Source organism: Streptomyces sp. KL116D (assembly GCF_030766975.1).
GTDB classification, from domain to species: Bacteria; Actinomycetota; Actinomycetes; order Streptomycetales; family Streptomycetaceae; genus Streptomyces; species Streptomyces longispororuber_A.
Genome location: NZ_JASERH010000147.1, coordinates 62,157 through 85,238 on the forward strand (window position 1 = coordinate 62,157; position 23,082 = coordinate 85,238).

Annotated in this window: 21 protein-coding genes and 3 pseudogenes; 8 read left to right on the top strand and 16 right to left on the bottom strand. The window is 69.1% G+C overall.

The genetic code is table 11. From position 1 onward, the window contains the following. The first annotated feature begins 114 nt into the window (after window positions 1-114). The 3 genes from RBJ77_RS58050 to RBJ77_RS58060 all read left to right on the top strand — a co-directional run bounded on the left by RBJ77_RS58050 (window position 115) and on the right by RBJ77_RS58060 (window position 2,326). Window positions 115-1,008 carry a helix-turn-helix transcriptional regulator gene (locus RBJ77_RS58050; protein WP_372352334.1) on the top strand — a complete coding sequence of 298 codons (894 nt, stop codon included), beginning with the start codon at window positions 115-117 and terminating at the stop codon, window positions 1,006-1,008. Window positions 1,009-1,112: 104 nt separating this feature from the next. Next, window positions 1,113-1,832, top strand: coding sequence for a hypothetical protein (locus tag RBJ77_RS58055; RefSeq protein ID WP_372352335.1), 720 nt, complete (start codon window positions 1,113-1,115; stop codon window positions 1,830-1,832). An 11-nt stretch (window positions 1,833-1,843) separates the two neighbouring features. Then, complete coding sequence (locus RBJ77_RS58060) at window positions 1,844-2,326, top strand: hypothetical protein (RefSeq protein WP_372352336.1); 483 nt, start codon at window positions 1,844-1,846, stop codon at window positions 2,324-2,326. A 54-nt stretch (window positions 2,327-2,380) separates the two neighbouring features. Here RBJ77_RS58060 and RBJ77_RS58065 read toward each other — a convergent pair whose 3' ends face one another. Both RBJ77_RS58065 and RBJ77_RS58070 read right to left on the bottom strand, forming a co-directional pair. Then, entirely contained in the window at window positions 2,381-3,220 is an 840-nt protein-coding gene (locus RBJ77_RS58065; RefSeq protein ID WP_372352337.1) for a helix-turn-helix domain-containing protein, read from the bottom strand. A 102-nt stretch (window positions 3,221-3,322) separates the two neighbouring features. Further along, window positions 3,323-3,916, bottom strand: coding sequence for a flavodoxin family protein (locus tag RBJ77_RS58070; RefSeq protein ID WP_372352338.1), 594 nt, complete (start codon window positions 3,914-3,916; stop codon window positions 3,323-3,325). Window positions 3,917-4,225: 309 nt separating this feature from the next. Here RBJ77_RS58070 and RBJ77_RS58075 point away from each other — a divergent pair, with 309 nt between their 5' ends. From RBJ77_RS58075 to RBJ77_RS58090, 4 genes are all read left to right on the top strand, one after another. Continuing rightward, window positions 4,226-4,561 carry a hypothetical protein gene (locus RBJ77_RS58075; RefSeq protein WP_372352339.1) on the top strand — a complete coding sequence of 112 codons (336 nt, stop codon included), beginning with the start codon at window positions 4,226-4,228 and terminating at the stop codon, window positions 4,559-4,561. A 156-nt stretch (window positions 4,562-4,717) separates the two neighbouring features. Beyond that, window positions 4,718-5,644 carry a zinc-binding alcohol dehydrogenase family protein gene (locus tag RBJ77_RS58080; protein ID WP_372352340.1) on the top strand — a complete coding sequence of 309 codons (927 nt, stop codon included), beginning with the start codon at window positions 4,718-4,720 and terminating at the stop codon, window positions 5,642-5,644. Between the two features lie 98 nt (window positions 5,645-5,742). Continuing rightward, window positions 5,743-6,759 (top strand): zinc-dependent alcohol dehydrogenase family protein, encoded by a 1,017-nt coding sequence (locus RBJ77_RS58085; protein ID WP_372352341.1) that lies wholly within the window; start codon window positions 5,743-5,745, stop codon window positions 6,757-6,759. 111 nt (window positions 6,760-6,870) lie between these two features. Continuing rightward, window positions 6,871-7,284, top strand: coding sequence for a hypothetical protein (locus tag RBJ77_RS58090; protein ID WP_372352342.1), 414 nt, complete (start codon window positions 6,871-6,873; stop codon window positions 7,282-7,284). Window positions 7,285-7,386: 102 nt separating this feature from the next. Here RBJ77_RS58090 and RBJ77_RS58095 read toward each other — a convergent pair. The 8 genes and pseudogenes from RBJ77_RS58095 to RBJ77_RS58130 form a co-directional block, all read right to left on the bottom strand. Beyond that, window positions 7,387-8,111: pseudogene (locus RBJ77_RS58095) on the bottom strand (IS5 family transposase). A gap of 292 nt (window positions 8,112-8,403) precedes the next feature. After that, entirely contained in the window at window positions 8,404-8,616 is a 213-nt protein-coding gene (locus tag RBJ77_RS58100) for a hypothetical protein (RefSeq protein ID WP_372352343.1), read from the bottom strand. Window positions 8,617-8,713: 97 nt separating this feature from the next. Further along, window positions 8,714-8,968 carry a DUF317 domain-containing protein gene (locus tag RBJ77_RS58105; protein WP_372352344.1) on the bottom strand — a complete coding sequence of 85 codons (255 nt, stop codon included), beginning with the start codon at window positions 8,966-8,968 and terminating at the stop codon, window positions 8,714-8,716. Window positions 8,969-11,225: 2,257 nt separating this feature from the next. Further along, window positions 11,226-12,053: a large ATP-binding protein gene (locus RBJ77_RS58110; RefSeq protein ID WP_372352345.1), complete on the bottom strand. Its 828-nt coding sequence runs from the start codon at window positions 12,051-12,053 to the stop codon at window positions 11,226-11,228. Further along, window positions 12,050-12,715 (bottom strand): hypothetical protein, encoded by a 666-nt coding sequence (locus RBJ77_RS58115; RefSeq protein ID WP_372352346.1) that lies wholly within the window; start codon window positions 12,713-12,715, stop codon window positions 12,050-12,052. Before RBJ77_RS58115 ends, RBJ77_RS58110 begins: the two co-directional genes overlap by 4 nt. Further along, complete coding sequence (locus RBJ77_RS58120; protein ID WP_372352347.1) at window positions 12,712-13,179, bottom strand: hypothetical protein; 468 nt, start codon at window positions 13,177-13,179, stop codon at window positions 12,712-12,714. Before RBJ77_RS58120 ends, RBJ77_RS58115 begins: the two co-directional genes overlap by 4 nt. Continuing rightward, window positions 13,176-13,955 (bottom strand): glycosyl hydrolase, encoded by a 780-nt coding sequence (locus tag RBJ77_RS58125; RefSeq protein ID WP_372352348.1) that lies wholly within the window; start codon window positions 13,953-13,955, stop codon window positions 13,176-13,178. The genes RBJ77_RS58120 and RBJ77_RS58125 overlap by 4 nt, the downstream gene beginning before the upstream one ends. Beyond that, window positions 13,952-14,551: a DUF4913 domain-containing protein gene (locus RBJ77_RS58130; protein WP_372352349.1), complete on the bottom strand. Its 600-nt coding sequence runs from the start codon at window positions 14,549-14,551 to the stop codon at window positions 13,952-13,954. Before RBJ77_RS58130 ends, RBJ77_RS58125 begins: the two co-directional genes overlap by 4 nt. 1,149 nt (window positions 14,552-15,700) lie before the next feature. On the opposite strand from RBJ77_RS58130, the gene RBJ77_RS58135 reads away from it, so the two are divergent. Further along, complete coding sequence (locus RBJ77_RS58135) at window positions 15,701-17,521, top strand: reverse transcriptase domain-containing protein (protein WP_372352350.1); 1,821 nt, start codon at window positions 15,701-15,703, stop codon at window positions 17,519-17,521. A 67-nt stretch (window positions 17,522-17,588) separates the two neighbouring features. Here RBJ77_RS58135 and RBJ77_RS58140 read toward each other — a convergent pair. From RBJ77_RS58140 to RBJ77_RS58165, 6 genes and pseudogenes are all read right to left on the bottom strand, one after another. Then, a pseudogene (locus RBJ77_RS58140) lies at window positions 17,589-17,975 on the bottom strand (DNA cytosine methyltransferase); the annotation flags it as partial. 72 nt (window positions 17,976-18,047) lie between these two features. Further along, window positions 18,048-18,353, bottom strand: coding sequence for a hypothetical protein (locus tag RBJ77_RS58145; protein WP_372352351.1), 306 nt, complete (start codon window positions 18,351-18,353; stop codon window positions 18,048-18,050). Then, entirely contained in the window at window positions 18,350-19,522 is a 1,173-nt protein-coding gene (locus tag RBJ77_RS58150; RefSeq protein ID WP_372352352.1) for a DnaB-like helicase N-terminal domain-containing protein, read from the bottom strand. Before RBJ77_RS58150 ends, RBJ77_RS58145 begins: the two co-directional genes overlap by 4 nt. Window positions 19,523-19,745: 223 nt before the next feature. Further along, window positions 19,746-21,534: pseudogene (locus RBJ77_RS58155) on the bottom strand (type IV secretory system conjugative DNA transfer family protein). A 94-nt stretch (window positions 21,535-21,628) separates the two neighbouring features. Then, window positions 21,629-22,402: a hypothetical protein gene (locus RBJ77_RS58160; protein ID WP_372352353.1), complete on the bottom strand. Its 774-nt coding sequence runs from the start codon at window positions 22,400-22,402 to the stop codon at window positions 21,629-21,631. A 157-nt stretch (window positions 22,403-22,559) separates the two neighbouring features. Beyond that, entirely contained in the window at window positions 22,560-23,057 is a 498-nt protein-coding gene (locus RBJ77_RS58165; RefSeq protein ID WP_372352354.1) for a hypothetical protein, read from the bottom strand. Between the last annotated feature and the right edge of the window lie 25 nt (window positions 23,058-23,082).

Genomic DNA, 23,082 nt, shown 5'->3' on the forward strand with positions numbered 1-23,082 from the left:
GTCGAGCACCACGTTTTCCAGGTAACCGGCACTTCACGCGCGTAGCGAGTCACTGACGAGGGATGTACTGGCAGTACATCCCTATGGCCGCGTGCGCGACGTACCGTCGAAGACATGGACAACCGTGAGGAGGTCCGCGAGTTCCTAACCTCGCGGCGCGCGAAGATCACCCCCGACCAGGCAGGGCTGCCGTCCGGCACCCGGCGCCGTGTACCGGGCCTGCGCCGCAGCGAGGTCGCTGCCCTGGCCGACATGAGCGTCGAGTACTACTCCAAACTGGAGCGCGGCAACCTCTCCGGCGTCTCCCCGGCCGTCCTCGATGCCCTCGCCCGCGCCCTGCAGCTGGATGACGCCGAACGCGCCCACCTGCAGCACCTGGCCCAGGCCGCCGACGGCTCCGACACCCTCACCCGCCCCCGCCGCCGTGCCGCCACCCGGCAGTGGACACCCCACCGCAGCCTGCAGTGGACCCTGGACGCGGTCACCGCCGGACCGGCGTTCGTGCGCAACGGCCGCATGGACATCCTCGCCGCGAACCAGCTCTTCCGCGCCTTCTACACCGACCTCTACGCCACGCCCGGCAACCAGCAGAACCTGGCCCGCTTCACCTTCCTGGACCCCGCCGCCCGCCGCTTCTACCCGGACTGGGACTCCTTCGCCGACATCACCGTGGCCATCGTGCGCACCGAAGCCGGCCGTAACCCGCACGACAAGGACCTGCACGACCTGGTCGGTGAACTGTCCACGCGCAGCGACGAGTTCCGCACCCGATGGGGTTCACACAACGTCCGCCACCACAGCACCGGGACCAAGCACTTCCATCACCACGCCGTCGGCGACCTCTCCCTGGCCTTCGAGGGCCTGGAGATGGCCGCCGCCCCCGGCCTCACCCTCACCATCTACACCGCCGAGCCCGGCTCCCCCTCCGAGCAAGGGCTGCGCCTCCTCGCCACCTGGGCCGCCACCCAGGAAGCCGGGCCGGAAGCCGAGCGCTCGGCCGGCCGCTGAGGGGTGCCCTGGCAGTACCTCCTTCCACAGTGACTCCCTGTTCGTCACGAGGGCGGGTTCGCTGGATGCCGAACACTCCCAGCCGTCTGGAAGGACGAATCGGCATGCGCTTCATCACGATCACGGGACCCCTGGCTCGCGCCAGCGCCCGTCAGGTCAGGCTGGCGACGGCGTCTTTGGTCGCCTCGACGATGCTCGTCTTGTTCTCGGCGGGTGCCGCGCAGGCGCATCACGGGTTCGACGACTACGACACCGACCGCCTGTACTACATCGCCGGTACCGTCTCGCAGGTAAGGGAGGGCGAGCCGCACTCCTACTTCACCGTGACGGTCGAGGACGGCCTCCCCGCGGATACGCCCGAGCGCGCCCTGCCGGACGGGCTGCAGGACGCCGCCGACAGCGACCCGATCAACGCCGCACCGTCCTACAGCGGTTCTCACGACGAGCTGGCGGTCACCATCGCACCGCCCAGCTACACCTCGATGTGGGGCCTCGACCGTGAACTCGCTGACGGCGAGCGGATCGAGGCCGTCGGCTACGTCGGCAAGAGCCACACGGACGAGTTCCGGCCGGTCGTGTTCTGGGTCGAGGACGGACAGCCGGTCAACCAGGTGCTCAACGAGGAACTCCCGGCAACGCCGCTGCCTGTGCCCTATCCGACGGGCGACGCACGTACCGGTGACTCCGACCAGGGCTCGTCATCGGCCGCCGCGGACTCCGAGGGCGCCTCATCGGTTGCGGTGTGGGCCGGGCTGGGTGTCGTCCTGGTTGTCGCCGCCGCAGGCGGAGTCTTCTACCTGCGCGCACACTCGCGCCGAACGTGACGGTGCGCGCCATGGACTCCTTCTTCTCCTGGCTGGAGGACACCTCGTTCGCGGAGGCCGTCCGCGGAACGGCCTACCTGTATCCGATGCTCGAAAGCATCCACATCATCGGCATCGCCCTCCTCATCGGCCCGGCCGCAGCCTTCGACCTCCGGCTGCTGGGGCTCGGCCGGCGCACGCTGCGGGTGACAACCGCGGCCAACCACCTCCTGCGCCTGTCACACCTCGGCTTCGTGATCGCGGCAGTCACCGGCGTGGCCATGTTCCTGCCCGGCGCGATCCTGATCGCCGACCGTGGCAGTACTCCCTGGAAGCTCGGCCTCATCCTGCTCGCTGGACTCAACATCCTGATCTTCCATCGGTGGACCTACCGCAGCGTGACCGACTGGGATGTGGACCAGCCGACGCCCGTGGCCGCACGGCTTGCCGCGACCGTATCTCTCACGTCCTGGTCGGGAGTCACGATCGCCGGGAGGCTGCTGGCCTACACGTGACCGCCACGAACGTGTCGGCTCAGCCGAGGGAACGACCCCAGCCGAACGGCCGGTTCACTGAGTGGCGTTGTGCAGCTCGCGGAGCTTCTTGTGCGAGGCGGATCCGGGGGCCGCGGTCCAGATGATGACGCACTGGTCCGGATCAGGGCCGCAGATGAGCGTGTCCCAGTCGAGGACGAGTTCGCCGACGACGGGATGGTGGAGGGTCTTGGTGCCCTTGCCGCGGGTGGCGACCTCGTGTTCGCCCCACCATCGGCGAAAGCGCGCATCGCTCGCGGTGAGCTCTTGGACGAGCGCGGCCAGGCGCGGCTCGTCGGGGTAGCGGGTGGTCTCCATGCGCAGCTGGGCGATGGCCAGGCGGGTGACTTCCTCCCAGTCGGCGTACAGGCGCTGCATGGCGGCGTCGGTGAACAGCAGCCGGATGTAGGACCTCTGCTCGTCGGGGACGGCGGCGAAGTCGGTGAAGACGGCGGTGGCCAGGCGATTCCATGCCAGGACGTCCGTGCACCGGCCGATGACGAACGCGGGGGTCGCGGTGAGGTCGTCGAGCATCCGCTGTACCTGCTCGTCCACCTGCTGTCCCTCGGTACGAGGGGCCGTGGACGGGGTGGGCTTGGCGGCGAGTTCGAACAGATAGGCGCGCTGGTCGTAGTTGAGGAGCAACACGCGCGCCAGATCGTCGAGGAGCGCGGCGGATGCCTGCAGACGCCCTTGCTCGATGCGGGTGTAGTACTCGGTGCTCACAGCGGCCAGCCGCGCGACCTCTTCCCGCCGCAGGCCGGCGACGCGGCGGCGCCGGCCTTCCGGGGCCAGACCGACCTGGTCCGGGGTGACCTCGGCACGCCGGGCTTTGAGGAATTCGCCCAGTTCGTTCAGACGCGGTTCGCGGATCATGCTCTCCAGCTTCGCACCTGGCCTGTCGCTACGAACGGCAAGCCAGGGCATGGAGCGGCGACGCATTTATCCCCGGGTTTCGGTCCCGGTGGAATCCCCTGGTCAGGCGGCAGCGACGGCGGTGCGGCCTGCCCGGAAGAGGGTGGCCTGTCGGGCCACGCGTGCTCCCAGGTGCTCGGCGGTGAGGATGTCGGACTTGTGGACGGCCTCCGGGCCAGCATCGATGGGTGTCTGGGCGCCGGCGCCCAGGAAGTAGCCCAGGCGGTTGGCGTCGTTCTCGCTGGCGGTGGTGGTGTTCCAGCCGGGCTGCAGGCCGAGGCTGACCCAGTGCATGCCGTGCTGGCTGGCCATGGTTGCGAAGTAGCTGAGGGTGGAGGACTTGTCGCCGTTCTTGGCGCCGGAGTTGGTGAATCCGGCGGCGAGCTTGTCGGTCCAGCTCTGGGTGTACCAGCGCTTGCTGCTGGCCTCGGCAAAGGTGTGGAAGGCGGCGGAGGCGGTGCCCATGTAAGTGGGGGCGCCAAAGATGATGGCATCCGCCGCGTCGAGCTGGGCCCACTGCTCGTCGGTGATGGTGTCGACGGCGATCAAAGCGGTCTCGGCGCCGGCTTCCTGTGCGCCGCGGACCACGGCGTCGGCCAGGACGGCGGTGTGGCCGTACCCGGAGTGAAAAGCGATGGCGACCAGCGGGCCGTTCATCTGATTCATAATTTACTGTCCCCTTGGCAATAGTCGCGAGAAGGTTTCGCTATTCACCTTGCCACCGCCGCGCCCTATTGTGAGGGGGAAGATTTTATCCCCCTGCTGCTCTGTACGCGCGGCTTGCGGCCGGCCACGCATGGCTCATGAAGTCAAATCGAGAGAGGGGTAAGGATCTGTACCCCTGATGTGTCTGTACCCGGGAAAGAAGCCTCCTCTTTTTCCGGGCTTCCGGCGAAGGCATAGTCGATGACGAACGGCTGCCAGAAAGGCTGCCGACCATTCCTCCCACCGAAAGAAGTGACAACGATGCAGCCCAACGCCACTCTCCCGACCGTCGGCCAGACCTGGCTCGCGGACCTCGGCCCCAACACCCCGATGGGCCACTTCACTGTCGAGATCACTTTCAATTCGGCGACCAGCGTCACCTACCTGATCACCGGCGGCACCCTCAAGGGTCAGACCGAGACGATGGACTACACCGCCACACAGGTCCGCGACGGCCTGTACGTCGTGCGCTGGGCCGAGGCAGCCGGCGACTTCGTCACCCACATCGAGGACTACACGGCAGGTACCTGCATGGCCAGCTCTGTCATCAACGGCCAGTTCGTCCAGCTCCACGGCACTTGGACCCAGGTCCGCTGAGTACACACGCAGCGGCGCGCCGAATTTCACAGCGTCCGCTGAAGCGCGGTTTTCAGTGCGTCAGAATTCCATGAATCGCCACCGGGTAATTCTCGACGTATCGGCGCAGGGTTTCGCACCGAAGAATTGGAGGCTGTTGTGATGAGGGCAGTTGGCGTGACCAAGTTCGGCGGACCTGATTCCCTGCACCTGATGGAGCTGCCGGTGCCCGAAGCGGGCGAAGGCGAGATCCGGATCAGGGTGAGCGCCGCGACGGTCAACCCGGTCGATGCGATGGTGCGCCGTGGTCAGGCATTCGTCTCCGATGCCGAACCGCCGTACGTGCCCGGCATGGAAGCGGCCGGGATCGTCGATCAGGTCGGCCCCGGTGTGCTGACCGGTGTCCGTATCGGTGACCGGGTCTCGGCGATAGCCGTGACCTCCGGCACCCACGGCGCCTACGCCGAGTACCTGGTCGTCCCGGCGGAGTCCGCCGTGCTCGCCCCGCCGGGGGCCAGCGACGCGCAGGCCGCCACGCTGGCGATGAACGGCCTGACCGCACGGATGGCGCTGGACCTGCTGCAGACGCCCGAGCGCGGGACCGTCGCGGTGACCGGTGCAGCCGGCGCGGTCGGCGGGTACGCCGTGCAGTTGGCGAAGGCGGACGGCTTGCGCGTGATCGCCGACGCCGCGCCGAAGGACGAGCGGCTCGTCAACGACCTGGGCGTAGACATCATCGTCCCGCGCGGATCGGACTTCGCTGAGCAGGTCCGCAAGCACGCCCCGGAGGGTGTGGACGGCTTGGTGGACAGTGCCGGGGTCTCCGCTGACGCGGCCCGGAGTGTGCGCGACGGCGGGCGGGTAGCCACCTCGGCCGGAGGTGAACTCGCCGCCGCTGAGCGCGAGCGCGGCGTCACCATCCAGCAGACGTTCGTGCCGAACTATGCTCGCGACCACGCTCGCCTGGAACGCCTGCGGCAGCTGGCGGAGGAAGACCGCCTGACGCTGCGGGTGGCCCGGATCCTGCCCGCCGAGCAGGCCGTTGTGGCCCACCGCCTGCTTGAGCAGGGCGGCTTGCGCGGCCGAGTGGTGCTCATCTTCTGAACCCACCACACACCAACTTGCTCGCACCGTGCTGCACGGCTCGGGTGCCCCGACCGGTCAATCACCTCAAATGACCTCAACGGAAGAAGGAACTTCACATGCGTGGTGCAGTGATTCACGCCCCTGGCGACATCCGCTTCGAGACCCTCGAGGACCCGAAGATCCTCAAGCCCACCGACGCGATCATCCGGACCGCGGTCACGTGCGTGTGCGGATCAGACCTGTGGCCGTATCGGGGTGCGGAGCCGACCGAGCAGCCGCATCCGATGGGGCATGAGTACGTCGGCTTCGTGGAGGAGGTCGGTTCCGAGGTCACCGCGGTCAAGCCCGGCCAGTTCGTCGTCGGCTCCTTCGCGACCTCGGACAACACCTGCGCGAACTGCCGTAACGGCTTCCCGTCGAACTGTCTGAACCGCGAGTTCATGTCCACCTGCCAGGCCGACTACATCCGCATCCCCAACGCCCAGGGCACCCTGGTCGCCACCGACGAGATCCCTGACGAGCGGTTCTGGCCCGGTCTGCTGGCCGTCTCGGACGTGATGGGCACCGGCTGGTGGGCGGCCGAGGCCGCCGAGGTCACACCCGGCTCGACCGCCGTGGTGGTCGGTGACGGTGCGGTCGGCCTGTGCGGCGTGATCGCCGCCAAGGAGATGGGCGCCGAGCGCATCATCGCCATGTCGCGCCACGAGAGCCGGCAGAAGCTCGCCCGCGAGTTCGGCGCCACCGACATCGTCACCGAGCGCGGCGAGGAGGGCGTCGCCCGGATCAAGGAGCTGACCGGCGGCATCGGCGCCGACTCCGTCCTGGAGTGCGTCGGCACGGCCCAGGCCATGAGCCAGGCGCTGCACTCGACCCGGCCTGGCGGCAACGTCGGCTTCGTCGGCGTCCCCCACGACGTCGCGATCGACGGCCAGGAACTGTTCTTCTCCCACGTCGGCCTGCGCGGCGGCCCCGCCCCCGTGCGCCGCTACCTGCCCGATCTCATCCAGCGTGTCCTGACCGGTCGCATCGACCCCGGCAAGGTCTTCGACCTCGCCCTCCCTCTGGAGCAGGTCGCCGAGGGCTACAAGGCCATGGACGCACGGCGCGCTGTCAAAACGCTCCTCACCCCCTAAGAGGTCGTTCTCTTCCGAATCGCATGTGTGGTTTCTGCTGGTCGGGCATGAGGTGTGGGCAGCCGCGGAAGTCTCGGGTCGTTGTCGACCGAGACGCCATGGGGGTGGAGGATGCCGTCGATCCGGGCGGTCCTGGAAGCGCGGCAGAAGGCCGCGGCGGTGCATCTGGAAGAACTTGGCGCCGAGTTGGAGAGAGTTCGGCAGGCAGTGGCTGATGCGGCAGAAGTCCTGCGGCAGCGAGTGATCGGGCTGGAGCAGTTCCTGGAAGCGCTGGCCGAGGTGGACACTCCCGCCGCGGCAGGCGACGGCAAGTCGTCGGGGAAGCCGGTGCGGCCGGCCGGGCCGCGTATGGCGGTGCCTCACCGTAGGGACGTGCCCGGCGTCGAGGTGCTGGCCGTGGACTACCAGGCGGTCATGGCCGCTGCCCTGGATGCCGGGAGCGACGGCCTCGGTGCCCGGCAGACGGCGGTGGTGCTGGGCTGGGACAGTGCCGTGGCCTCGCGTGTCGAAGGGGCACGAGTTTGACTGAAACGGCTGGTGGAACTGGGCTGGCTCGTCGAGGAGAAGCCGGGCAGGTTCATCCTGTCCGCAGCACAAGAGGCTGGTTCCGGGCGGCGAGGCGCCGGCTCATGAGAGTGCCCGTCGACCACCGGATGACGGCTTCGCCGGTGTCGGGGCGTCGTTCTCGCGGGCCAGGCGCCGGCTCTGCAGTAGCCAGGCGAAGGTCCGCTCGACGATCCAGCGCCGCGGCAGGACCTGAAAGCCGAGGGCGTCGTCGCTGCGGCGGACGATGTCCACGACGACATCGAGGTGCTGGACGGCCCAGTCGGTGAAGTGGCCGGTGTAGCCGCCGCCGGCCCAGACGCGGGCCAGTCGCCGAAACCGCTTCTTCAGCTCCGGCAGCAGGGTGCGGGTGGCCTCCCGGTCGGTCGTGGAGCGGGTGTGACCAGCACGGCCAGCAGGAGTCCGAGCGTGTCGGTCAGCACGTGCCGCTTGCGGCCGTTGACCTTCTTCCCGGCGTCGAAGCCCCGTGAGGTGTGGCCGACGGTCGCGCCCGCCTTCACCGACTGCGAGTCCACGATCGCCGCACTCGGCTCCTGGATCCGGCCCTCCGCCTCGCGGACCGCATCGCGCAGCCGGTCGTGCAGCTCGGCCACCAGCCCCGTGTCCCTCCAGCGGGCGAAGAAGGCGTAGACCCGCGCCCACGGCGGCAAGTCGGCAGGCATCGCCCGCCACTTGATGCCGTTGTCGACGAGGTAGCGCACCGCGTCGATCATCTGCCGGTGGCAGTAGCCCTCCGGCCGCCCGCCCCGGTCCGCCAGCGATCCGGGAACCGGCTGCAGATCCCGCACTTCCCGCTACTCGGCATCGCGCATGTCCGAGCCGCACCGGGGCCGCCGCTTCGGCCGGTCGGCTCCGTTCCCGAACCGATGGGCGGGGCAGTCACACCCAGGAGTGGACGAGCTGGACTAAACAACCGCGACCACGCAACACTTCGACACGAGGGCCTCTTGATTCTCGCTGGACTCGACATCCGCGAGCTACCAAGAGGCACTTCCTTCGTGCCTCAGCACTGATCAACTCACCCGATCCAGAGCGCCGTTCGACGCAGGCCGAGCACATGGACGGTTAGAGAACAGCCAGTCAGGCCCAGGTGAGGGCGTCGCGTGCCCCCACCAAAAGGTAGTCCTCCTGTCCGTCGTCGGCGATGTACGCCTTGCCGTCATGGACTACGATCTCGGCTCCCACGAAATGAGCGAAGGGGAAATCGGGGTTGACGGCGAGACGGACCGGCAGGTTGGGGTCGAGTTCCTGGAGCTGGCGGAGCAGGTGGTCGACGGTCAGGTACTGGGGCAAGGGAGTCTCCGTGAACTGTGGACATTGACGGGGCTGGTCGGCCCGACGGGTAGTCGTCGAGCCGGTGGTGGATGTATGAGCGGAGCCCGATCGGCAGTCAGCACGAGGAGTCGGTGACCAGGGTGGCGAGGAATCTGGCAATGACCTCGGAGTGCGTGTGGAGGCGGAACTCCTGGACCCGTGCGTTGCCATCGGCGGGCTGCACTCGGACGTGCCGGACGATGCTGCGCTGCCAAGCCGACGAGCCTTTGGGGGCCAGCCGACGTAGACAGCCGTCGGGGCTGGTCGCGTGCACGTTGGCTCCGGGGGTGTCGACGATCGCCCATTCGCGAGCATCCACGAGGTCGAGCACCGGGCCCGCACTGTCGCCGGCTGAGAGCCAGTGGAGCGCGTCTGCCTGGGGGGCGGACAACGGCAGGCAGGAGCGTGGCAGAGGTGCCCACGGCTAGATGGATCCCTTCGTTGAGCTGCGGTTTTCCCGATGTCCGTACGTTGGCATGCGGCACGCCGAAGTGCGTAGTTGTTTGCCCGAGAGTGACGTCTGCCGTGGGCGAACTCGGGGTCGTCGGCAGGTGACGGGAGACCGGGGAAGGGACAGGCCATCGGGGTAGTCCTAGCTGGTTTGCGGTGACGGGTCGCAGGCGAGAGAAGGGAGACAGCGATGGCTGGGACGAGCAGACTCTGGGAAGGCGCCGGGGTGGTGCGCAAAATCCGCGCGGCCGGGCGGCCCTGGACTGTGGGCGACATCGCCGTGGTCGCCGACGGCCAGTGGGGAGTTGGTGCACAGCCCGCCCAGCGGCCGGACGACGAAGTGGAGCGCCGGGTCGCTGAAGGCTGGCGCGTAGTGCTGACGATCGAGGAGCTGGCCCGCGTGGTGGCCCCCGAGTCGATGACGGCCACCGCGACGAAAATCAGCGCCAACCGGTTAACGCCGGGGCCCCGTTGCGGGCGCTGGAGGCCGGACGGCAGCCGCCGGAGCGGACGGTTCCGGCACGCCCCCCGGGGCGTGCCGCGTCTGCCCGGAGCGGCCGACAGCGGCCTGCGCCCCCCCCCGAACCGCCGGCCTCAACATCGGGTGTGGCGGCCTCACGAGCCTCCACTACGCGCCTGATCACCTGGAGGTACGCACGGCTCTCCGCATATGCGACACGGAGGCTGCCCGCTGTTTCGGTGATCCGGTCCAGTTCGTAGAAGTCCGGCACGTACCCGTGCCGGGACAAGGCGTGCAGACGGTCTTGGTGGACGGTTACCGCGTTGTCCGTGCCGGCCATGGCCGCACGGGTGTGCATGGCGTAGCGCAGGAGCGGGTCCTCGCTGGGGCGACGGACCCCGAGGGCCTCAAGAGCTTCGATGGGCTGGCCCAGGCGCTCTCGATCATGGCTGTGGCCTGGTCCAGCATGGTGGCGGTAGTCATGGCGAAACGCCCCTTAGGCAGGGGCGGTTGAGGGTGAAGTGCAGCTCCCGGGGTGCGGCATTCAGCGCCCGCGCCGTGGTGTTGGCGAGCTGGTCGGCAACCGGGTAGAAGCCGTCGGCGCGGGGTGTCCCGTCCGTTTCTGTGCCGGTCCCGCGGAGCGGCTCTGGGCGGCCGTCACCCGGAGCTCGGCTCTTGTGCGTGCTGCCCGCGCGGCACGGTGTACGGCCTGAGTGACCGCGGTGCGGCGTACGTCCAGCGGAGTCGGAGCGCGCGAGACCTGAGCCTCGAGGATCGGCGTGACCGAAGCGACAGGGGTCGTCGTGACCAGGTGCTGCATACGCCGGTCGATTTGGTGGAGTTCGCGGACCACCGGGGTCGACTTCGCCATCACAGCGGCAGTTGCGGCGATCAAATGGGATGGGGGGCGGGCCGTTAAGGTCGCTTCGGTACGAGTGCCCCAGCCCGGCGGGCCAGCCCACAGCTCGACGGTCGTGCGGTCGGAGCCGTAGCCGCGCCGATCGATAAGGATGCCCGCTTGGTCGTCAGGAGTGCTGAACTCGACGGTGCCGAGTTCAGCACTCCCGTCAAGGTTCCAGCCGGCATCGGTCAGCGGCCGGACTCTCCGTGCCGGGAGCCCGTCCGTGCGACCAGGCGGTCGGCCTGAAGCCACAGAGGTCGCTGCCGCGCCAGGCCGTTGTCCAGGCCGGCCGCCTCGGCGATGTGAACGAACCGCATCGGGCTGTCAGCGGAGTCGAATACTTGAATCACGCCGGTCGAGTGCCGAAGGTGCAGGCGGCGGCATTCTCGACCCGCTCGGCTTCGGCCATCGGCTCCTGTGTCACGTGGGTACGGGACCAGTCCGACGCCGTGCGGAGTACGGGGGCCAGTGACGTGCCGAGCGCTGAGTCGGTACGGCGCTCCCCGAAAGTCGTGATCGCGGATCACCAGTCCGTCCGCGTGCATCGTGGCCAAGTGTTTGCCGACGAACTGCTCGCTGAGGAAGGGGAGCTGGGCGGCAACATCGCGGACGCGCATGGGGCCGTTCACCTGGGCCAGGGTCATCGCGGTCCAGGTGGTCTACTTGGGTCCGATCCGGGCGAGAGCCTCCTCGACGCGCTGGGCGTCGATGGAAGCGATGGAGAAGGTGGGAGGCAGGCCGGTGGTTGGCATGGTGGGGGTCCTTTTCGGGATGCGGTCAGCGTGAGCGGAGGGCCGCGAGGGGGGTCCTGGCGGCGGGCGCGGCGGCCGAGTCGGCGAGCGTGCCTGACGTGGTCTGCGTGGTGGTGCGGCCGAGGGCGGCGGACACTCGTGAGGTCGTCGCGCGACCATCACGCAGGGCGACTTCACCCTGCGAAGTGAGCGAGAGGAGCTGGCCGGGCCGGTACACGTTCTCGGTGGTGTCCTGATGGAGTAGCCCGTCGGCGACCAGCCGCTGCACGGTCTGCGGGAAGATCGCCGGGGCCTGCGGCTGGGCCTTGTCACGTGAGATGTACTGGTCCTCGCCGATCGCGTTGTGACGAAAGCGAACGCCTCCGGCCGCAACGGCTTCGAGGGCTACCAGCCCGCGCTGCCCGGCGATGGCCCAGTCGTCGTCCCGGTCGGGCCTCGTCTTCTCGTCCTGTCCGTGGCTCTTGTTGGTCGCGCGTTGTACAGGCTCGGGCGAGGAAGCAAGCTGGCGGTAGGCGGACAGGTACTCGACGAGCTGGCTGTACGCTCGGTCTTGCTGCGCCAGAACGTCTCCGAGTTCGGTGAGGGTGGTCCGCAGCAGCGCGTACGACACCTGGGCGCGGCCGACTTCACCGCGACCGATGCCGTCGAGTAGCCGCTGCGATCGCTGGACCGCGTCGAGCACGCTCTCGTGTCGCTTGTCCAACGCCGCCGCGGCTTCGATGACGCGCGTCGCTGCTTGGTGCAGCGGCTCCCCCGGACCCTGCGCGAGGGCGGGCACGCTGACGTCCCCGACCCTGAGTACTTCGACGACGAGATATGGCCCAGGGTGTGTGTCTGCGTCGTACGGGTTCACTCCGTCGCCTCCATCCGGGCGAGCAGGGAGCGGACCAGAGCGGGCAGGCTCCCGGGGCCGTTGCCGAGCCGAGGTCGGTCGCTCGCTTCGCGGAGCAGATCGGCGTCATCGAGCAGGCCGCTGGAGATCTCCATGCAGGCGTCGGTGATCCGGGCGGCGGCGAGCAGCGACTGGGAGAGAACCTCGACGTAGTCGTCCTGTGCGAGGCCGGCGGCCTTGGCTGCGTTGCGGGCCGCCTCCAACTCAAGCGCGCTGAAGGCGAAGTCGAACTCGTCGTCCCGCTCGGTTCCGTCGGTCGGGACGACGATCGGTGCGCAGGGCTCCGTGGGGATGCCCACGCGGGTACAGGTCTCGTCGACCGAGGAGGTCAGCTCGGCGAACGACTCGGTGAGCCACCCCAGCGCGGACGCGTATGAGGCCAGAGCGAACAGGCCCGCCGAGCCAGCGGGGCGTGGCTCGGCGGCCACGAAGCCCTCGAGCCGGTCGCTCAGCCCGGTGGTCACGCTAGGCCCAGCGGCCAGCGGACCCAAGACGGGATGCAGGTAGGAGCGGGCGGCAGCCGTCGGGTGCTCGGCGGCAGGGATGCCGCCGACGTTCTGAGCGACCTCGGTGAGGAGATCCGCCAGCTCTGAATGGGTCAGCGCAGTACGGTGGTTGGTCATCGCTGGGCCGCCTTTCGGGGGTGAGTGGCCGAGGGCGGCGCCGTTGACGGGGCAGTCGTGCCGCCCACTGTCGGACGTTCGGTGGTGTGCGTCGAACGAGACCGGGCGGCCTGCACGCGGGCAGAGTCCGGGCCGACCTCATGCTGAGGGCCGGTTCGCAGGTGGGCCCTGTGGTAGACCACGTAGTCCGTCCGGCTGCCAGCGGCCACAAGGTAGATCTCGCGCTTGTGAGTCGAGGTCGGTGGGGCCTGGCGGAACTGGATGACCAGCCGGTAAGCGACCTCAGGGTCGACGTACACCTTGTGGAAGCCGGCGAGTCGGCCCTTCAACGGCAAGCAGTCGTCGCTTCCGTGGACCAGGTTCTGCAGCTCCAGCAAGGCCAAATCGCGTATTCCAGACGAGAGTTCCCGCAGGTCGGTGATTGCGTCAGGGTGCGCGGAGAAGGCGAAGCGGGCGCGGCTCACAGCAGCCTCCCCTGGACCGCGCGCTGAACCGGCACCGCCGCTGTCGCGCCGGGGGCGTCGAGACCGGTCTGCGGTGTCGGAGAGGTACCGGCGGACCGGGAGAGGGCGATGTGGGTAATACGGGCCCGGACGACAGCACCGTTGCGGTCGCTGTACTCCGGAGGCTCGGGCAGCGGTTCGCTGCGCTCGTCCAGCCAGGTCTGGGCGACGCCGACGTCGGGGAAAGCGCCTTCGCGCATCGTGTACGTGCCGGCTTCGTGGTTCCACTCCTCGTAGAAGAGGCGAACCGGTGCCTGGGTGGCCTGGGAGTCGTTGACGAGTGTCCACGCCTCGCTGGGGCGGTCGTCGGAGGTGTAGGTGTCTAGGACCTCGTAACGGGTGCCCGACTTCTGGATCTGCTGTTCCACCTGGACAGTGAGGTCGTCGGCGGGCTCGATGTAGTCGCCACCGCGCAGGGCGATCCGGTCGAGAGGACAGCCGCGTTCTGCCAGCCAGTTCTGGGCGAAGGACGCCGTGGCGTGGTGACTCGTCTCGAACGTGTACGTGGACTGCCGCAGATCCCGTGCGACCGCGATCGCAACGAGCCGTGGCTCGCCGGGCACTCCCCACGTGATCGATCGGTCGTGGGCGAGGACGAAGCTGTGGGAGCCGTTGGGCTTGGTGTGGTGCTGGGACAGCACGTTCAAGTCGCCAACCCAGAGAGCTTCCATCGCCTCCTCGGAGGCGTCGTCGACCGGCGCGAGATCGTCGAGGCCGAAGTCGAGGGTCTTGTTCACGTCGTCGCTCCCGACTGCTCGGGCGCCGGGGTGGCCAGCACACGGTGGTTGGGGCGAGTTGCGCTGGTCGCACAGGCCGCGAAGGGTCCGTCGGGTGCACGCAGGTGCGCCAGGGTCTGGTCCAGGTGGTCGCGGTGCCAGGTCGACGGGCCGGACAGGCCGGCCTCCGTGTCGGTGAACTGCTGCCAGGCGAGCCAGAGCGCGTGGAGCCGGGCGACGGCCTCGGGGTGTTCGTGCCAGTGTGCGCACCAGGGACGGCTCGTGCTGATCTCTCGGCCGTACACCGGCAGGAAGAGGTGCTTCACCCAGTCGCTGAGGGCAGCGAGTTCGGTGGCGTATGCCTCGCCGCCCAGGGCGAGGATGAAGATTGAGGCGGGGCCGTCGGCCTTCTTGCTGTCAGCCGCCTCGGCTTCCGGAGCGCCGTCCATCGGCTGGCTGCTGGTGGATTCGGGTTCGGAGCCGAGGCGGTCGAGGATGACGCCGTGCTGCCTGACCTCGGCCATGGTCTTGGCGAGGGTGCTGGCGAGGTCGTCAAGGTCTGCGTCGGGGACGCGGTACGGCTCGGGGCAGGGGGAGGTCGGGCTGGTGTCGGCCATGGGGGTGTGCTCCATCTGTGAGACGGCGACATGCCCGAGAGGGTCCGGAGAATCAGCGGTTTGGTCCGGCCGGAAGAACGCGGTACTGGAGCGCTATCGGTCGGCGCAGCGGTGACAGCGAGGAAAGGGCGGTGCCAGCAACTGCAAGGCACGCGCTGCCTGTTGCGGGACGACGCCGTTGCCGAGCGCGGTGAGCTGCGCGGGACGGCCGAGCCCCGGAGTCGCGGTGACCCAGCCGGCGTCGAGGCCCTGCATCCACTCCACGAAGTCCGCGCGCAGCCGACCGGCCGCGTCCGTGGGAGCTGGGGCAGGACGGGTGAGCCTCTCCCATCGGGTGATGGCGGATCCGTACGCTCCCCATCGCCGGTCCGCGTCCCTGCTTCCGGCGTCTCCTCCGCCCAGAGGGGCAGGACTACCGCCGACCAGGGAAGCCGATATCCCTTCCTGGGGCGGCGGCCCGGGGAGCCCGTGTCGCTGGCCCTCGGTGAGGGCAGCAGAGACGCCGCCGCACTGGGCAGGGTCATGTCGCCATTGCCGTGTCGCTGGTTCGGCGAGCCCTTGATTCCGTCCGACGCCTTCGGGGTCGGCAGCAGTAGCCACTCGACCTCGTCGGCGAGTGCGCCGTGAGGCGCTTCGTTGTATCCCCAGTTCAACTGGGATGGATTCGAAGGGAGGTTCATGGGTTGTCCGGCTTACCTGGACGCGAAAGCGCGAGGGGACAAGAGCATGCCGGAGAAGCGGTGACCGTCTGGAGGTGTCCAGGGCGGGGTGCTGCAAGACCCGCGCGACATGGTCAAGGCTGGATTGCTTGAAGCCCAATCCCCGGTGGTGAACCGAGACTCCCGTCGGAAACGGCACCTGAAACCGACGCCCCGTCAGGGCCCGGCATCCTAGCTGTACCGGGTTCCCCTTCGTGACGTGGGACACCGTCCAACGAGGACGGGCAAGGGGATGAGTGGGCGGCCTAACTCGCGCTCGATACGTACAGCGAGGACGTACCACGGGATCACCTACAGGGCGCGAGCCCCAGGGTGACGGAGTGCCCGTAGTAGTCGCAGGAGCAACGACCTGCCGAGGAGACCGGGAAGGCCGGTCACAGGGCGAAGGGGCACAGGTGGAAGGGATGTTCAGCGAAGGGAGGCATGCGTAATGCAGAGAGCCGAAACGGTGCTGAATGTCATCCGGGGACGCGGCAGGCGCCACCTGCCGCTGGAAAGGCTGTACCGGCAGCTGTTCAACCCGCAGTTGTTCCTCATGGCCTACGGGCGTCTGTACTCCAACGCGGGTGCCACGACGCCGGGGGTCACCGGGGAGACCGTGGACGGCATGTCGCTGGCCAAGATCGATGCGATCATCGGGGCCTTGCGCTCCGAGACGTACCGATGGACGCCGGTGAAGCGGGTGCACATCGAGAAGAAGGGAAGCAGGAAGAAGCGCCCGCTGGGCCTGCCGACCTGGTCGGACAAGATAGTCGCGGACGTGGTCCGGCTCCTGTTGGAGGCGTACTACGAGCCGCAGTTCTCCGCCTACTCCCACGGTTTCCGCCCTGGCCGGGGCTGCCACACCGCCCTGCGCGACGTGGCGTCTTCCTGGAGCGGAACACGCTGGTTCATCGAGGGGGACATCTCCGACTGCTTCGGCAGCCTGGATCACGAGACCATGCTCGCGATCCTCAAGGAGAACATCCACGACGGCCGGTTCCTGCGGCTGATCGAGAATATGCTCCGGGCCGGGTACCTGGAGGACTGGCGCTTCAACGCCACGCTCAGCGGTGCGCCGCAGGGCGGCGTGGCCTCGCCAGTGCTGTCCAACATCTACCTGGACCGCCTTGATCAGTTCGTTGAACAGCAGTTGCTGCCCGAGTACCACCGGGGCAGTCAGCGCCGGGCGAATCTGGCGTACCGGTCCGTGCAGAACAAGATCGTCTGGGCGCGGAAGCAGGGCGACCGGGAGAGGGTGCGCGCACTGCACCGTCAGCTCCGACGACTGCCCAGCAAGCGCACTGACGATCCTGATTACCGCAGGCTGCGCTACGTCCGCTACGCCGACGACTGGCTGCTCGGCTTCGCCGGGCCGAAACACGAGGCCGAACAGATCAAGGAACGGATCCGGGAGTTCTTGCGCGATGAACTCGCCCTGGAACTCTCCGAGTCCAAGACCCTGATCACCCATGCCACCAGCCAGGCGGCGCGGTTCCTCGGCTACGAGATCCGGACCCTGCACGCCGATGCGAAGCGCACCCACGGACGCCGGATGATCAACGGCGGCATTGGGCTCTTCGTCCCCCGCGACGTACTGCGCCAGCACTGCCGTGCCTACATGGAACGCGGTAAGCCCGCACGCCGAGCCGGGCTGATTCACGGGACCGACTTTTCGATCGTGGTTCAGTACCAGGCGGAGTACCGCGGGCTCGTCCAGTACTACCTCCCTGCCCAGAACATCGGAGCTCTGGACACGCTGCACCGGGTCATGGAGGTCTCCCTCCTGAAGACTCTTGCGGCGAAGCACAAGTCCTCCGTTTCCAAGATGGCGCGCCGGTACAAGGCCGTCATCGACACCTCGGACGGTCCCCGCAAGGGCTACCGGATCGAGGTGCCGCGCGACGGAGGGCGGAGGCCGCTGGCCGCCCATTTCGGTGGAATACCGCTGAGGCGACAGCCCACGGCCCGGCTGTCCGACCGGGCACCTGTCAGGACCCGCAGCCATGGAAATGAGCTGATCCATCGGCTGTTGGCAGAGCGGTGTGAGGCGTGCGGCGCGCGGGATGGGCTCGTGGTCCATCACATCCGCAAGCTCGCCGACCTCCATCAGCCCGGACGGGCGGCGCCTCCGGAGTGGAAAGTGATGATGGCGCGCAGGCGGCGCAAGACACTGGTCGTCTGCACCAGCTGCCACCACGACATCCACGCCGGACGGGCCGACTTCTCCACCCGGAAGAAGCCGCTGGAGAGCCACGTGTCGGGAAACTGACCCGCGTGGTTCGGGAAGGGGCCGTCGGAAAAGGACCCGGTCACGGGCACCTCGTCGGCGGCCTACTTCACGGTTCGGACCGTGCCCGCCGCTCTTCCGCTTCGTCGGATGCTGCGAGCCGCCGTTCTTTGCGATGTTGCTGGTCGGCGTCTTCAGCAGGGTGCCCGGCGGGCCATGCGGCCAGGAAGGTCCGCTCGCGGCGGTGCGGGGCCCCGATGTCGGAGGCGCGAAGCACGAGCCACTTCGCGTCGTACCCGAGGTCGGCCAGGGATCCGAGTACGGCACCGTGTGCCCGCAGAGCAGGCTGACCTGCGGTGTCTCCCAGACACCACGGGCAGGGTTCCACGTCGCCAGGGGAACCGGCGGGGGAGGTGAGGAGGCCGCGCACATTCTCGATCACAACCAGGCAAGGTCGGAGGGCTGCGACCGCACGGGCGACGTGCAGCCAGAGCCCGGAGCGGGTCTGGGCGTTGAGTCCGGCCCGGCGGCCGGCGACGGAGACGTCTTTGACAGGGGAAGCCGGCCGTCAGGACGCACACCTGGGGGACGGTTGACCAGTCGACGGCGGTGATATCGCCCAGGTGGGGACGCCGTGCCAGTGGCGGGCCAGGATGCGTGAGGCGTTCGGGTCGACCTCGGCGTGCCAGGCCAGGGTGCCGCCGAAGGCGGCCTGCACGCCCAGGTCGAGGCCGCCGTACCCCGAGCAGAGAGACCCGATCAACGGAGAGCGCAACGAGGCGGCGTGGCTCGGGTCCGTGGCGCGTAGGTACGGCGCGGCTGTGGGGATGGGGTAGATCAAGTCGAGTTCCAGGGGCAGGGGAGGGGGGCTCACGGGTGGCGGCGCGAGGGTGGTCGGCCTGCTGACGGCGTGGGGAGACGGCCGGCCGGGCCTGGGGGTGACGCGACTGGGCGGGGTGTGCTGCGGGCTCGGGCGGCCTTGACTCGGTCGGGTGGCGGCTCGCCCGTCGGCGCAGCGGGTGCCGTGGCCTTCGGAGCCGGACTGTTGTTCGCGGTGGCCCAGCGGGTGCGGACCTCGTCGAGGGGACCGAGCGCGTGCAGGGCGTGGTTGATCAGACGGCCGGGCCCCAGAGCCTCGTCCTGGGCCAGGGTCCGGATGGCTCGCGCGGAGGCCGCGGCGGTGCGGGTGAGGGAGGAGCGCATCACCCGCTGCCCGAACCAGTCGGCGGTGCCGGGGACCATGCCTTCGCAAACAGCGGTCAGCTGCTCGCTCGACACAGTGCCGTCGGCCAGCAGGCCGCGTCGCTGGGCCTCCCAGAGCAGGGTGATCCGGTCGATGGGTTCACCCCGGTGGTGCAGCGCGCCCAGGCACCGGTAGAGATGCTGGTGGGTCGGGTCGGCGAAGTCTCCCGGCCGCAGCCAGGCCACCACCTCGCCCATGGCCCCCGGCTGTTCGGCGAGGACGGCCAGGAGGAACCGCTCGTCCTCGGCGACCTGGCCGCTCTGTGCCGGAGGCCGGATGTCCGTGGCGGCAGAGGGCCCAGCGGTGTGCGGGACCGGTCGAGGGTCGGTTCCCCAGCGTCGCGCAAGGTCGGTGAGCACGCCGGTCAGGACATCCGCCGTGCGCAATGCTCCCTCGACCTCGCCCTGGACGGCGTCGGCCCGAGCCGCCTGGTGGAGACGGATCGCGTGCTGGGCGACGGTGCGGTGAATCGCCCCTTCCAGCACCATGCGGCCGTACACCGGGGCGTGCTTGGTTCGGGGGCACGCCTGGATAAGGGTGTGGGCGTACGCCGCGGTCAGCCCGCGCACGTGCTGGCCGGCCTCCCCGACCGCGTCGGTCACCCACGACACCGGCAACGGACCATCGGCCGAGAGCGCGGGATGCCCGTCGTTGCGCAGCTTGCGCAGGGCGTCGAACAGCGCCTGGTGGACAGGCCGATAGAAGTGGCCCGCAGCGAGCCACTCCAGGTGCGTGAGCTGCTCGGGGGCGAGGAGCACGGCGCCGAGGACCGCCTGCTCGGCACTCATCAGCGGGTTCACCGTCGGCCGCCGGGAAAAGCGGAGGGCGCCTCGTCCTGCCGGATAAGGAGGTTGGCGACTGCCCGGTCGGCAGCGGCCATCGCTTGGGCGAAGTCGTCCAGGGCGGCGGTGAAGGCAGGATCGGAGGCGGGGACCGAGCCGGCCCCGCCGTCAAGCCACCACCGGCCACCGCGCAGAACGACCGGAGCGTGGGCCAACCGCCCCTGCTGTGGTGTGGGTGCGCTCATGCCGACAGTCCAAGATCGTCCTGGTCGACGCTCTTCGCGAGGGCACGCTCGGTGATCGCCTTCGTGGCACGTGCGGAGGCAGGCCCGACGACCTTGGCGGAGGGCTGCTTGTACCAGGGCTTGAGGTTGAGCATGGCGATCCGGATGCCGGTGGCCAGCAGCAGCACCTTGCCCTTGGGGAGGGCGCGGATGGCGTCGGGCGGCAGGATCCGCTCGGTACGCATGCCGACCGAGGTGGACTTGCCGCCCTCGCTCGTCGACACCGAGGTGGTCTGGACGTCGTGGTCGCCGACCTGACGGCTGAGCCGGTCTGCGAAGTCCGCGTCGTCGATGCCCGAACCGATGATCTTGATGGTGGCGGCGGAGTACAGGGCGTCCATACCGGCCTCGCCCCAGCACCGCTGGCCCTGACGGTAGGACTGCAGGATCGTCATCGGGATGACGCCCCGGCTGCCCAGGTGGGAGTAGAGGTCGGGGAGGTCGCTGATGCGGCACACGTTCGCCGCCTCGTCGAGGACACACAGGGCGGGCGGGTCGAGTCGCCCGCCGGAGCGCTCGGCGACGATCACGGCCGCGCGCATGACGGCGTCGGCCGCGGCCGCGATGATCGCGGATGCGCTGCCGCCGCCGTCCTTGCTCAGCAGGTACAGGGTGTCGCGGGACGTGGCGAAGGCGAACGGCTGGAACTCGGGGAGGTCGTCGTTCGGGGTGACCCAGGCGGCGACGTCCGCGTCGAGCAGGCAGCTCGCGTACTGCCTCGCCGTCTCGTAGATGCCGTCGCGGGTTTCGGTCGCGCCGGAGACGGTGCCCTGGAGTTGGGCGGCGACGGCATGGTGGCCGGCATCGGTGAGCAGGTCCACCGGGGTGCGGTCGGCCGGCATCGCGAGCCAGGCCAGGACGTCGGTGATTGGCCGTCGGTGGGACGCGGCGGCGAGGAAGAGGGCGCCGAGGGTGTTGCTCGCGGCGGTGGACCAAAAGTCGGAGCCGCTGGACTCGTCCACGCTCGCGGTGACGAAGTGCCTGGCCAGCCTTTTCGCCCCGGCGAGATCGCGGGCGTCAGCGAGGATGTCCCACCACATCTCGCGTGGGTGGTGGGCGATCTGCTGCGGGTCGAGGGCCCAGATCGTGCCGACCTCGGCGCGGGCGTCCACCGTGGTGGTGAAGGCGTCGTTGGCGGCCTTGTTGCTGGTGAGCAGGACGGGGCCAGGTGCGGAGAGGATCGCGGGGATCGCCAGCCCGGATGTCTTGCCGGAACGCGGGGCCATGATCGCGACGATCACGTCCTCCCAGGACGCGCGGACCTCCGCACGACCGGGATCGAGAGTGCCGAGCAGGATGCCGCGGTCAGCGGGCGGGACCTCTTTTGCGCTCCTGGCCGCCAAGGCTCGGGCGCAGGCTCTTCGCCTTGGCGAGGATCTCCTTGTCCAGCAGCGGCGCCACATCCGCCTTGCGGGCGAGGCCGGACTTGGACCCGGCACGCCAGCGCACCCACAGCACCGCAGCGGCGACGACCAGGGCCACGGTGAACAGGCCGGGGACGACGCGGGCACCGACCATCAGCATGCTGGTGCTCAAGGTCGGCCACAGCACCTCCGGGTGCAGCAGCGCGTCCGTGACGCGGAAGGGGACCCATGTCCCGCTCCCGGCAAAGTTGTTGGTGAGATTTCCGGTCAGCCAGGCGAGGGAGCCGAAAGCCATGACGGCACCGAGGACACCGAACAGGAGGTGGAGGAGCGCGTCCGACCCGGTGGTGGTCGAGGGCGTGCTGGTGTGCGGGGAAGGCACGGCGGTTCCTTGGGTGTGTGAGCGGGCGGGGGCGGGGCGCGCTCGGCTCTCGTGCAGCTCATGGGGTACTCCTGGAAGTCGGAAGCGGAACGTTTCAGCGGGGTCGGCCGGCAGGGCGAGGCGCGGGGGGAGGTGCTGCGGTGGCCGACGAACTGCCAGTCGACGGCGATGTTCCGGCACGCGGCGTGTGCCCCGTGATGGTGAGGGGCGCCGGCTGGGAACTGGACGCCGAGGAGACCTTGGCCTGTTCCGCCGCAGGAGAGGTGGCCAGAGCGGCACCACGGTGATCACGGACGGTCCGTGCTGCGGAGTAACTCTCTGACGGGGTGCCTACGCGGCGTAGTTCGACCTCGGAATCGACAAGTTCAGACTGGGCTGAGTTGACGAACTCCGAGGCGAAGCCGAACCGGTCAGCGAGCGCATGCGCTTCGTCGTCCAAGTCGTTGACCTGTTCGCCCGCCGCTTCCAGGGCCTCCCGGACGCGCTCCAGAGCACCGTGCTCGGGGTGAAGGAGGTGGTCGACTGCGCGCTGAAGGCTGGCTCCGTCTTCGGCCGCACGGATCTGGTCCGTGATGCGGAGAAGTTCGGCTCCGGCGGCGTAGGGCCCGAGCGTCTTCCGTGGCGTGTCGAGATCGGGCGGAAGGGTGACGTCGTAGCGAGCGGCTCGAAGCATCTCGGCCGCGTGGGTGGCGATGGCGACCTGGTAGGCGAGCGGAGTGGTGGTGGGAAGGCGATGGCGTCGGCCGTGCCAGTCGTCGATCTGCTTGAAACCGGCGTGGCGGAGGAGCTGCGCGGAGAGGTCATCGGTAGCGCCCTTGGCGACGACGCTGCCGCTGAACTCGGACGTGATGGTGATCGAGGTAGGCACGGAAGTCTCCGGGGCAGAGTTGGTGAAGGACCCGTTGGAGGTGGGCCAGTGGGCAGAGCGTCCGGCAATCCGGGGTTTGGTCCGGCCGGGAATCGCTGGTAGAGGCCGCACGGTGGCGGTCAGCCGGGTGCCCCGCCGCTGCAGGGCACCCGGGCGGTCAGAAGAAGGGATTCTCTGTCGGCCGGTCGGCCCCGGTGGCGGCTCGGAGTAGTTCGGCGAGGTCCTCGGGCTCGGACGACCTCTGGTCTATCCACCATCCGGCGCGGGTCACCGTACGAGCGCTCTCCTCGATCTCCGCCCACTCCGCTTCGCTGGTCGTGCCTTCGGTGACCAGGGCGGTGTATGCGTCGGCAAGGATCTGGTGACGACAGCGCATGCCCCAGGGGACGGCTCGCTCGGTCCCCTCCATGGGAGGCATCCGGTACTGCTCGGACCAGGCTTCGGACGCCGTCTGTTCCTCGGCGCGCTTCGCCTTGAGCCAGGCGGCCTTGTCCTGCTCGTCGCCTTCGTTCGAGGCGCGCCAGCAGTCGGTGCACTCCTGCCTGGAGAGCCATGCGGCGAAGCCGGCGCGGCGGTCGGCCGGGCGGTCGGACAAGTCGCGGTCGGCATGGTGACCGCAGGGGTGGTCTATGGGCCAGATCGTCTTCACGGCCATGGAAGGGCCTCCTTGAGGAGTTGGA

Coding starts and splice junctions, on each gene's coding strand:
- RBJ77_RS58050 (WP_372352334.1), top strand. CDS start 115: ATGGACAACCGTGAGGAGGTCCGCGAGTTCCTAACCTCGCGGCGCGCG.
- RBJ77_RS58075 (WP_372352339.1), top strand. CDS start 4,226: ATGCAGCCCAACGCCACTCTCCCGACCGTCGGCCAGACCTGGCTCGCG.
- RBJ77_RS58065 (WP_372352337.1), bottom strand. CDS start 3,220: ATGATCCGCGAACCGCGTCTGAACGAACTGGGCGAATTCCTCAAAGCC.
- RBJ77_RS58165 (WP_372352354.1), bottom strand. CDS start 23,057: ATGGCCGTGAAGACGATCTGGCCCATAGACCACCCCTGCGGTCACCAT.
- RBJ77_RS58085 (WP_372352341.1), top strand. CDS start 5,743: ATGCGTGGTGCAGTGATTCACGCCCCTGGCGACATCCGCTTCGAGACC.
- RBJ77_RS58130 (WP_372352349.1), bottom strand. CDS start 14,551: ATGGCCGACACCAGCCCGACCTCCCCCTGCCCCGAGCCGTACCGCGTC.
- RBJ77_RS58060 (WP_372352336.1), top strand. CDS start 1,844: ATGGACTCCTTCTTCTCCTGGCTGGAGGACACCTCGTTCGCGGAGGCC.
- RBJ77_RS58055 (WP_372352335.1), top strand. CDS start 1,113: ATGCGCTTCATCACGATCACGGGACCCCTGGCTCGCGCCAGCGCCCGT.
- RBJ77_RS58070 (WP_372352338.1), bottom strand. CDS start 3,916: ATGAACGGCCCGCTGGTCGCCATCGCTTTTCACTCCGGGTACGGCCAC.
- RBJ77_RS58135 (WP_372352350.1), top strand. CDS start 15,701: ATGCAGAGAGCCGAAACGGTGCTGAATGTCATCCGGGGACGCGGCAGG.
- RBJ77_RS58115 (WP_372352346.1), bottom strand. CDS start 12,715: ATGACCAACCACCGTACTGCGCTGACCCATTCAGAGCTGGCGGATCTC.
- RBJ77_RS58090 (WP_372352342.1), top strand. CDS start 6,871: ATGCCGTCGATCCGGGCGGTCCTGGAAGCGCGGCAGAAGGCCGCGGCG.